The sequence below is a fragment of the Microbacterium sp. ZW T2_14 genome, from assembly GCF_044987405.1.
Classification (GTDB): domain Bacteria; phylum Actinomycetota; class Actinomycetes; order Actinomycetales; family Microbacteriaceae; genus Microbacterium.
In genome coordinates this window covers 23,220-30,805 of sequence record NZ_JBJDRK010000051.1, presented here as the reverse complement: position 1 = coordinate 30,805, position 7,586 = coordinate 23,220, and the positions used below count along the sequence as shown (strand labels likewise).

Below are 7,586 nucleotides of genomic sequence, written 5' to 3'. Positions count from 1 at the left end.
AGCTGGAGCTGGACGGTGTCGAACGCCACCGCCGGCCGGCGTGGCGTTCGACACCGTCCAGCTCCAGCTCAGCACCTCGATGGCGCCCGGATGACGGTCGTCGGTGACCTCGCCGGGGATGGACGCGATGGTGAGGAACTGGTCATCGGCCATGGCAGGCTCGCCCCCGTCCGTATGCGTGGCCCCCCGGCCGCGCGATCGCTCGCACGACCATCTCAGGGATACTCCCCGTCGACACCACTTTCAAGAGGTGCGCCCGCGCGAGGGCGGTGGGTCAGTCGGCTGCGCGCCCGCGCGGCTCGAACGATGCGGCGAGCGCCGCGAGCGTGGCGGTGCGCTCCTTCTTCGCGATCCTCCGCAGGAAGGGGGTCGCCAGCCGGTACATGCGGTACGTGCGCACCTCCGCGTGGTGGCGAACGAGGGTCGTCCCGTCGGGGGTCGCCTCGAGGTGGTACGCGGGCCAGCCTTCCGCCGTGAGCTTGCCCGCCTTCGTCTTGCTCCACCAGTGATACACGAGCGTGTGCGGCGCCTCGAACTGCGCGATCTCGCCGGGCGTGGGACCGAACGACGTGTCGTCGAGGTAGGTCGTGCCGAGGGCCGGGGCGCCGGGCGAGGTCTTCACGGTGCCTCGCAGCATGCTCCCCGTTCCGGGCATCCACTCGTTGTATCCCTCGATGTCGGCGAGGCGAGCGAAGACGTCGTCGATACCGGCAGGGACCGTGCGGGTCAGCTCGAACTGGAAGACACCCATGCGCTCAGAGTACGACCGGGAGGCCATCCGCGTATCCGGGTGCGTGCGCGGCGGACGCGGCGCCGCGTGGACCCGGGGCTGATGGTGACCGGACGACAGCCCGCGGGTACCGAAGGATGCCGCACGTCAAGGGGGTCGAGCGACGGGGATCGCAGTCGCACCATGAAGCCCATGGAGGAGACCTTGCGTGCAGAGCCGGCGGAGCGGGTCAGAGACGTCTGGGGGGCGCGCACTCCGCATGCGCCCGGAGAACCATGGCAGACGCGGGTCGACCAGCAGCTGGAAGACGGCATCACCGAGGCTGATGTCGACTCGTGGGTGCGCTCGGCCTGCGTGCTGTGCAGCAACGGATGCGGCTGCGACATCGCGGTCAAGGACGGCCGGATGGTCGGCATCCGCGGCCGAGCCGACGACGCGATCAACCGCGGCCGGCTGGGCCCGAAGGGGCTGTACGCGAGCTGGCAGGGCGTGCAGAACGACGCGCGGCTGACGACCCCGCTGGTCCGCCGGGACGGCGAGCTGGTGCCCGTCGGCTGGGACGAGGCGATGGAGCTCGTCGTCGAGCGCAGCTCGCGCCTGCTGAGGGAGAAGGGACCGCTGAGCCACGCCTTCTATACGAGCGGGCAGCTCTTCCTCGAGGAGTACTACGCGCTCGCCGTCATCGGCAAGGCGGGCATCGGCACGCCGCACATGGACGGCAACACCCGGCTGTGCACGGCCACCGCGGCCGCGTCGCTCAAGGAGTCGTTCGGCGCGGACGGTCAGCCGGGCTGCTACGAAGACATCGACGAGTGCGACGCGCTGTTCCTGTTCGGGCACAATGCGGCCGCGACGCAGACGGTGCTGTGGGCGCGTGTTCTCGACCGGCTGGACGGCGCGCAGCCGCCTGCGGTCGTCGTGGTCGATCCCCGCGAGACTCCGGTCGCCGCCCGGGCCGACGTGCACCTCGCCGTGCGCCCGGGCACCAACCTCGCGCTCATGCACAGCCTGGTGCGCGAGCTGTTCGTCAACGGCTGGGTCGACGAGGAGTGGATGACGGCGCACACGCTCGGCGCCGAGGAGCTGCGCGCCCAGGTCGCGGAGTGGACGGCGGAGCGCGCCGCCGAGGTCTGCGGCGTCGACGCCGACGACATCCGCCGCGCGGCGCGGATCTTCGGCACCTCGCAGCGCGTGGTGTCGACGGTGCTGCAGGGCTTCTACCAGTCGGCGCAGGCGACGGCGTCGTCGTGCCAGGTCAACAATCTGCATCTGCTACGCGGCATGATCGGCCGGCCGGGATGCGGCATCCTTCAGATGAACGGTCAGCCGACGGCGCAGAACAACCGCGAGTGCGGGGCCGACGGCGACCTGCCCGGCTTCCGCAACTGGGAGAACCCGGACCACATCCGCCGGCTCGCCGACCTCTGGGGCGTGCATCCCGACGTCATCCCGCACTGGGCCGAGTCCACGCATGCCATGCAGCTGTTCCGCTATGTGGAGCTGGGGACGATCGGCTTCCTCTGGATCTCGGCGACCAACCCCGGCGTCTCGCTGCCGCAGCTGCCTCGCATCCGCGACATCCTCGCCCAGCCCGAGACCTTCGTCGTCGTGCAGGACCTCTACCTCACCGAGACTGCTGCGCTCGCCGACGTCGTCCTGCCCGCGGCTGCCTGGGGGGAGAAGACGGGCACGTTCACCAACGCGACGCGGACGGTGCACCTGTCGGAGAAGGCGGTGGAGCCGCCCGGGCGCGCCCGCTCGGATCTCGACATCTTCCTCGACTACGCCCGGCGCATGGACTTCCGCCGCGACGACGGCCGACCGCTCCTGGAGTGGACGACCCCCGAGGACGTCTACCGGGCCTGGCAGGAGTGCTCGCGGGGGCGCCCCTGCGACTACACCGGCATCTCGTACGACGACCTGCGGCGTGAGAGCGGCATCCGCTGGCCGCGCCGCGACGGAGAGTCCACCAGCACGGACCGGCTCTACGCCGACGGTGTGTTCGCGACGCAGCCCGACTACTGCGAGACCTACGGGCACGACCTCGCGACCGGCGGCGCGGTGAGCCCGGAGGCCTTCAAGGCGAAGCGCCCCGACGGGAAGGCGCTCCTCAAGACCGCGGCCTACACCGGTCCGCACGAGCCGCCCGACGCCGAGTACCCGCTGACCCTCACGACGGGCCGCTCGGTGTACCACTTCCACACGCGCACCAAGACCGGCCGCACGCCCGAACTCGTCGCCGCCGCACCCTCCCTGTGGGTGGAGACGGATGCCGCGACCGCGGCTGCCCGCGGCCTCTACGAGGGCGACGTGGTCGAGGTCCGCTCCCGCCGTGGACGCATCGTCGCGCCGCTGCGCATCACGCGCATCCGCGAGGGCACCGTCTTCGCACCGTTCCACTACGGCTACTGGGATGCCCCGGAGGGCGCCGAGGAGCGGCATCCCACCGCCGCCAATGAGCTCACGATCACCGAGTGGGACCCGGTCTCGAAGCAGCCGGTGTACAAGGTCGCCGCGGTCGAGCTGTCGCGGATCGAGGACGCGTCATGAGACTGCCGATCTACCTCTCCCTGCTCGGCCATGCCGAGACGACGCTCGCCGAGGCGTACCTCGACGTCGCCGAGGCGCACGGCCACGAGCCCGACATCCACTTCCTCTGCCTCACCTTCGCCCGCCAGTGCGTCGATCACGCGCAGCAGCTGGTGCCGATCGTGCACCGCCTCGGCGCCGCACCGGTCGACGACGAACCCGAGCGCCTGCATGCCCGCGGGCTGGGCGATACGCGCTCGGGGCCGCTCGGCATGCTGCGCGACCTCCACGACGTCTACGTGCTGGCCGGCTTCGTCGACATGACGTGGACCATCGTCGGCCAGTCGGCCCACGCCGTGCGCGACAGCGAGCTGATCGGCGTCGTCGACGCCTGCGAGAAGCAGACCGCTGCCCAGCTGGTCTGGCTGCAGACGCGCATGAAGCAGTCCGCCCCGCAGGTGCTCGTCGGGCCGTGAGCAGGCGCGCGGGCTCACCCGGCCAGCTCATCGAGCTGGAGGAATTTCGCCGATCCGGCCCTCACCGCTGCGCAGGCGGCGTAGCCTCCCGGCATGACACCATCGCCCACCGGAATCGCCACCGCCGGACAGCTGCGCGCGTCGGGTCACACCTACCGGCCGGTGCGCGTCGAACTGCGCGAGAACCTCCTCGACGCCCTCGCGAACGGCCGCGACCCCTGGCCCGGCATCCACGGGTTCGACGACACCGTGATCCCGCAGCTCGAGCGGGCCCTCCTCGCCGGCCACGACATCGTGCTGCTCGGCGAGCGCGGGCAGGGCAAGACCCGGCTGCTGCGGAGCCTCGTGGGACTGCTCGACGAGTGGTCGCCGGTCATCGAGGGGTCCGAACTCGGCGAGCATCCGTTCCACCCCATCACCCCGGCATCCGTCCGCCGCGCCGGCGAGCTGGGCGACGACCTCGCCGTCGTGTGGCGCCACCGCAGCGAGCGATACGCCGAGAAGCTCGCCACGCCCGACACCTCAGTGGCTGATCTGATCGGCGACGTCGATCCGATCAAAGTCGCGGAGGGCCGCTCTCTCGGCGACCCCGACACGATCCACTACGGCCTCGTGCCGCGCAGCAACGGCGGCATCGTCGCCATCAACGAGCTGCCCGACCTCGCCGAGCGCATCCAGGTGTCGCTGCTGAACGTCATGGAGGAGCGCGACATCCAGATCCGCGGCTACGTGCTGCGCCTCGATCTCGACGTGCTCGTGGTCGCCACCGCGAACCCCGAGGACTACACCAATCGCGGCCGCATCATCACGCCGCTGCAGGACCGCTTCGGCGCCGAGATCCGCACGCACTACCCCCAGACGATCGACGAGGAGATCGCCGTCATCCGCCAGGAGGCGGACCTCGTCGCCGAGGTTCCCGCGCACCTCCTCGAGATCCTCGCCCGATTCACGCGGAACCTTCGGGAATCGGATGCTGTCGACCAGCGTGCGGGGGTGTCCGCGAGGTTCGCGATCGCCGGCGCCGAGACGATCGCGGCCGCCGCCCTGCATCGCGCAACACGTCAGCATGAGGAGGTCGCCGTCGCGCGCCCGGTCGACCTCGAGACCGCCGTCGACGTGCTCGGCGGCAAGATCGAGTTCGAGACCGGGGAGGAGGGCCGGGAGCGCGCGATCCTCGAGCACCTGCTGCGCACCGCGGTCGCCGAGACCGCCCGCGCCCACCTGCGCGGGCTCGACGCCCGCGTGCTCGCGGATGCGCTCCACGACGGTGCGACGGTCATGACCGGGGAACAGGTGACCGCCGCCGACGTGCTGGCGGCGATGCCGGTGCTCGGCGAGTCCGACCTCTACGAGCAGGTGGCCGACCGCCTCGAGGCGCGCACCGCGGGCGAGCGTGCCGGCGCGCTCGAGCTGCTGCTCGAGTCGCTCTACCTCGAGAAGCGCATCGGCAAGGACACCGCGGGCGGTGAGACGGTCTATGGCTGACACGCGGTGCTTCGGCGCGCGGGCGCGCTTCGTCTCGCTGGCGCTCGCTCAGCGACCGGTTCACGAGACGGACCGCCTGTGGTCGACGAGCAACGTCAGTTACCGATCGTTGAGCGAGCGAGGAACGAGCGAGACGAAACGCCCCGGGCCGATGAGCAACCCGGGCCCCCGGTCACCGGGCCGGCGAGGACGCTTCGTCTCGCTGGCGCTCGCTCAGCGACCGACTCGCGAGACGAGCAACCCCAGCCCCCGGCATCCGTCGCCCGTCCCCACCGCAGGAGGAGGCACCACTTAATGCCTCGCAGCTTCCACCGCACGCCGGGCCACGCCGCGCGATACGGGCGCTACACGGGCGGCGACCCGCTCGCGCCGCCGGTCGAGGTGCAGACGGCGCTCGAGGCGATCGGGCAGGACGTGATGGCCGGAACCTCGGCCGAACGGGCGATGCGCGAGTACCTGCGGCGCGGAGACCGCGACCGGGAAGGCCTCGACGACCTCGCCCGGCGGGTGCGCGAGCGCCGGGCCGAGCTGGTGCGGCGGCATCGGCTCGACGGCACGCTCGAGGAGGTCCGGCAGCTGCTGGACCGCGCCGTGCTCGAGGAGCGCAAGCACCTCGTCCGCGACGTGCAGCTCGACGACGACGTTCGGGCGTTCGCCGAGATGCGACTCGAGAACCTGCCGGCCAGCACCGCTGCGGCCGTCAACGAGCTCGCCGACTACGACTGGCAGAGCCCGAGCGCGCGGGCCGACTACGACCGCATCCGCGAACTGCTCGGCCGGGAGCTCTTGGACCAGCGCTTCGCCGGGATGAAGAACGCGCTCGAGAACGCGACGGATGCCGACCGCCAAGCCGTGCGCGACATGCTGAACGACCTCAACGACCTGCTCGAGAAGCGCCGGCTCGGCGACGACACGCAGGAGGACTTCGACGACTTCATGGAGAAGCACGGGGATCAGTTCCCCGAGAATCCGCAGAACCTCGACGAGCTTCTCGACACGCTCGCGGAGCGTTCGGCGGCAGCGCAGCGGATGCTCAACTCCATGACCCCCGAGCAACGGGATGAGCTCATGGACCTCGCGGCTCAGGCCTTCGGCTCACCCGACCTCATGCAGTCCCTGTCCCGGCTCGACGACAATCTGCGCTCGCTCCGGCCCGGCGAGGACTGGACGGGTTCGGCATCCTTCTCGGGAGACGAGCCGACCGGGCTCGGCGAGGCGACCGGCATCATGCAGGACCTCTCCGACCTCGATTCGCTCACCGATCAGCTCGGCCAGTCGTATCCCGGCGCGCGCATGGACGATATCGACCTCGACGCCATCGAACGGCTGATCGGCGAGGACGCCGCGGTCAGCGCCCGCACCCTGCGCGACCTCGAGCGGGAGCTGAAGGACACCGGGATGCTGCAGCGGGCGTCCGACGGTCAGCTCCGGCTCACGCCACGGGCCATGCGACAGCTCGGGCGGGCGCTTCTCCGCGACATCGCGACCCGGCAGTCGGCCCGCACCGGTGCCCGCGAGACGCGCCACGCGGGTGCTGCCGGCGACCGCACCGGCTCCACGCGCGAGTGGGCGTTCGGCGACACGGAGCCGTGGGACATCCCCCGCACGGTGTCGAACGCGGTGCTGAGGACCGTGCTCGAGGGGGGCGACGCGTCGGCCGGCGTGCGCCTGGAGACGCAGGATGTCGAGGTCGTCGAGACCGAGCAGCGCACGCAGGCCGCCGTCGCGCTTCTCGTCGACACGTCGTTCTCGATGGCGCTCGACGGTCGCTGGGTTCCGATGAAGCGCACGGCGCTGGCTCTGCATCACCTCATCTCGTCGCGGTTCCGTGGTGACCAGCTGCAGCTGATCGCGTTCGCGCGCTATGCGGAGGTCATGGACATCGAGCAGCTGACGGCGAAGGACTCCGTCTGGGACAAGGGCACCAATCTGCAGCACGCGCTGATGCTCGCACAGCGGCATTTCCGTCGCCATCCCACGGCCCAGCCGGTGCTGCTCATCGTCACGGACGGCGAGCCGACGGCCCACCTGCGCCCCGACGGTCACGTGCACTTCGCGTATCCGCCCGACCCGCGCACGGTGGCCGCCACGGTGCGCGAGCTCGACACGGTGCACCGGCTCGGTGCGCAGACGACGTTCTTCCGGCTCGGCGACGATCCTGGGCTGGCCCGATTCGTGGACGCCCTCGCGCGGCGTGCCGAAGCACACGTCGTCGCCCCCGAGCTCGACGACCTCGGGCGGGCCGTCGTCGACAGCTACCTGGGCTCGCGGCAGACCGGTCGCGGCACGCCCGAGGACTTCGGCGACATGCTGCACGGCCGATCCTGGTGGTGGTAGACCGGCTCGGCGATCCGGGTCGCGGAACC

Annotated in this window: 6 protein-coding genes; 4 read left to right on the top strand and 2 right to left on the bottom strand. The window is 71.1% G+C overall.

What is annotated here, in order from left to right:
* Window positions 1-153: type VI secretion system tube protein Hcp (locus ACI3KY_RS16005; protein ID WP_404931140.1), on the bottom strand; the 153-nt coding region annotated here is incomplete at its 3' end.
* 121 nt (window positions 154-274) lie between these two features.
* Window positions 275-751, bottom strand: a complete 477-nt coding sequence (locus ACI3KY_RS16000; RefSeq protein WP_404931139.1) for an SRPBCC family protein — start codon at window positions 749-751, stop codon at window positions 275-277.
* Window positions 752-922: 171 nt separating this feature from the next.
* Here ACI3KY_RS16000 and ACI3KY_RS15995 point away from each other — a divergent pair, with 171 nt between their 5' ends.
* From ACI3KY_RS15995 to ACI3KY_RS15980, 4 genes are all read left to right on the top strand, one after another.
* Window positions 923-3,280: a molybdopterin oxidoreductase family protein gene (locus ACI3KY_RS15995; protein WP_404931138.1), complete on the top strand. Its 2,358-nt coding sequence runs from the start codon at window positions 923-925 to the stop codon at window positions 3,278-3,280.
* A complete protein-coding gene (locus tag ACI3KY_RS15990) occupies window positions 3,277-3,735 on the top strand; it encodes a hypothetical protein (protein WP_404931136.1) in 459 nt (152 codons plus the stop codon). Before ACI3KY_RS15995 ends, ACI3KY_RS15990 begins: the two co-directional genes overlap by 4 nt.
* 93 nt (window positions 3,736-3,828) lie before the next feature.
* Entirely contained in the window at window positions 3,829-5,220 is a 1,392-nt protein-coding gene (locus ACI3KY_RS15985; RefSeq protein ID WP_404931135.1) for an AAA family ATPase, read from the top strand.
* Window positions 5,221-5,514: 294 nt separating this feature from the next.
* Entirely contained in the window at window positions 5,515-7,557 is a 2,043-nt protein-coding gene (locus ACI3KY_RS15980) for a vWA domain-containing protein (protein ID WP_404931134.1), read from the top strand.
* Window positions 7,558-7,586 lie beyond the last annotated feature (29 nt).